This window comes from Paraburkholderia sp. GAS33 (genome assembly GCF_050436645.1).
Lineage (GTDB): Bacteria > Pseudomonadota > Gammaproteobacteria > Burkholderiales > Burkholderiaceae > Paraburkholderia > Paraburkholderia phenazinium_B.
The window spans coordinates 1-2,500 of the sequence record NZ_JBNDMP010000036.1; the positions used below are offsets into that span (position 1 = coordinate 1).

The 2,500-nt window shown below is 61.0% G+C and carries 3 protein-coding genes; all 3 read right to left on the reverse strand.

Annotated elements, in window-relative coordinates; all coding sequences use genetic code 11:
- Positions 1-71: 71 nt before the first annotated feature.
- From tnpC to tnpA, 3 genes are read right to left on the reverse strand one after another with little or no spacing between them, the layout of a single operon-like run.
- Entirely contained in the window at positions 72-1,640 is a 1,569-nt protein-coding gene (gene tnpC / locus P3T24_RS38785) for an IS66 family transposase (protein ID WP_429441962.1), read from the reverse strand.
- A gap of 30 nt (positions 1,641-1,670) precedes the next feature.
- The gene (tnpB, locus tag P3T24_RS38790) at positions 1,671-2,015 is read right to left on the reverse strand and encodes an IS66 family insertion sequence element accessory protein TnpB (RefSeq protein ID WP_429441963.1); all 345 of its coding nucleotides are present in this window, start codon (positions 2,013-2,015) and stop codon (positions 1,671-1,673) included.
- Entirely contained in the window at positions 2,012-2,446 is a 435-nt protein-coding gene (tnpA, locus tag P3T24_RS38795) for an IS66-like element accessory protein TnpA (RefSeq protein WP_429441965.1), read from the reverse strand. The genes tnpB and tnpA overlap by 4 nt, the downstream gene beginning before the upstream one ends.
- Between the last annotated feature and the right edge of the window lie 54 nt (positions 2,447-2,500).

A 2,500-nucleotide genomic window follows, 5' to 3' on the forward strand; every position in this document is an offset into this window, starting at 1 on the left:
GTAAGCGCCTCGGCTGGGCCGTTCGTCCATTCGCGTGCGCGTAAAGCATGATGGTGAACTGAAGCTGCCAGTCAGGTAGAGGTATCTGGCGGACTGCCTGGGTTGTGCAGCTTGTCGGCCACACACCAGGGCAAGAGATCGTTGATGCGATTGATTTTGTGACCGGAGATATGGGTTAGCACGTAGTCGAGGTAGGCACGCGGATCAATGTCATTCAGTCTGCAAGTGCCAATCAATGCGTACATCGCGGCTGCCCGTTCGCCACCGCTGTCTGAGCCAGCGAATAGAAAATTTTTCCGGCCCAGGCTTACACAACGCAGCGCGTTCTCCGCGATGTTGTTGTCGATCTCGAGTGTACCGTCTTCGCAATACAACGTCAGGGCGCTCCACTGGTTTAGCGTGTAGTTGATCGCCTTGGCCGTATCGGACTTCGACGACAGTGTTTCGAGCTTTGCCCTTAGCCACGCTTCGTAGATCTGAAGCAGCGGTCTGGCTTTCTCCTGCCGTATTCGCAGCCGTTCGGTAGCAGGCCTGCCGCGAATGGAGGCCTCGATGTCGTAGAGCCCGCCGATATATTCGAGTGCCTTCTGTGTTGTGTCAGATGGTGTGCGCACGTGGATGTCGTAGAACTTTCTCCTCGCGTGGGCATGGCAAGCAGCCTCGCGTATCGAGCCATCGCGGAACAATTCGTCGAAGCCAGCGTAAGCATCCGCTTGCAGGATCCCTTTGAAGCTGGCGAGATGGGTTTGAGGATGGATGCCTTGGCGGTTCGGCGAGTACGCGAACCAGACCGAAGCCGGTTGCGTCGAGCCCGAGCGATGATCGTCGCGCACGTAGACCCACAGCCGGCCGGTGCGGGTCTTCCTGTTGCCCGGTGAGAGCACCGGGATCGGCGTGTCATCCGCGTGCAGCTTGGTAGCGGCAACGGTATAGCGGCGCAGCGCCTCTGTTAGCGGGGCGCACAGCGCCTCACACTGGCCAACCCAGCGGCCCATGCTGGCCCGGTCAAGCGTCACGCCGTCGCGCGCCGCGATTGCCGATTGCCGGTACAGCGGCTGGTGGTCTGCATACTTCGAGACGAGGATGTCTGCCAGCAAGCTCGGATGAGCGATGCTCCGCTCGATCGGCAGCCACGGCATCGGCGGCTGCGTGATCGTGCTGCAGCACGGGCAAACCAGCTTGCGCCGGATCGTGCGAATGACCTTGAACGCCGCGGCAACCCGGGCGAGTTGTTCGGATGAGTCTTCGCCGAGCACCCGCATTGGTTGACCGCAGTCCGGGCAATTCGACTCGGGTTCGAGTACATGATCCTCGCGAGGCAGATGTGCGGGAAGCGCTTGCTTCGAAGCCGCTTCGTCCATCGTTGCGTTCGATGAGGACGCGTTTGCACCGCGGGCCTGCGCACGCTGCACATCCGCTACGCCGCGCCCGGCGGCCAGATCCTCAAGTTGAGTCTCGAGCGTCTCGATTTGCCGCTGCAGCTGCTCGGACTTGCGACCGAACTGCATACGCCGGAGCTTGTCGATCTGGGCCTTGAGCTGCTCAATCTCGACATCGCGTTCGGCAAGCAGACTACGGGCCTCGACCAGCAAGGCCTTCAGCTGTTCGATATCGTCAGGGAGATCGGCGCCGTTCGACATGCGCCGTAGTTTACGAGTCTGCCGCGCGGTTTACAACATCGATAATGCGGCGGTGCGGCGGGGCTGCCGCCAGTCGATGCCCTCAAGCAGCATCGACAGTTGTGCGGAGCTCAGATGGACCTTGCCACCGTCCGCCTTGGGCCATATAAAACGACCCCGTTCAAGCCGCTTAGCGAGCAGCCAGATTCCATCCTCCGTAGCCCAGAGAATCTTTACCAGATCGCCGCGACGGCCCCGGAAGACGTAGACGTTGCCGCCCAGCGGATTCTCCTCAAGCGCGGTTTGCACCTTCGATGCCAACCCCTGGAATCCGCATCGCATATCAGTGACGCCCGCAGCGAGCCAGATGCGCGTGCCTGCCGGTAGGGAGATCATGAGCGCAGACTGCCCAGCACGATCCGCAGCATATCGGCATCGACCTGACCGTCTACTTTAACCACCGCACGACCTATCCGGATCTCGATCGTGCCGACAGGTGGTTCAGGCTTCGCGCTCTGCACTTGCACTTCTGCCGGGGCTGATGCGATGACCTCCGCCGGCGTGTCGCTTCGCAGTACGACCGGAATAAGCCCGGCAGATCGAGCTTGCTGATCGGCCAGATATCGCCGCCGCCAGGTGAACAGCATGTTCGCGTTGATGCCATTCTCCCTCGCCAGCTTTGCGACTGATACGCCCGGCTCGCAAGCGGCCGCTGCCAGTCGCTCACGTAGCTCGCGGGGGTAATTCGGGCGCCCCGTTCGTGTACCCGGCTTCTTCTCTGCAGACTGTGTCAAAGTGATGCCCATCAGATCGGAAATGATGGACATCACTTTGATGTCGCCCTCAGCCAGCGTCTATAACGGCCGGGACGAGCCGCTTAC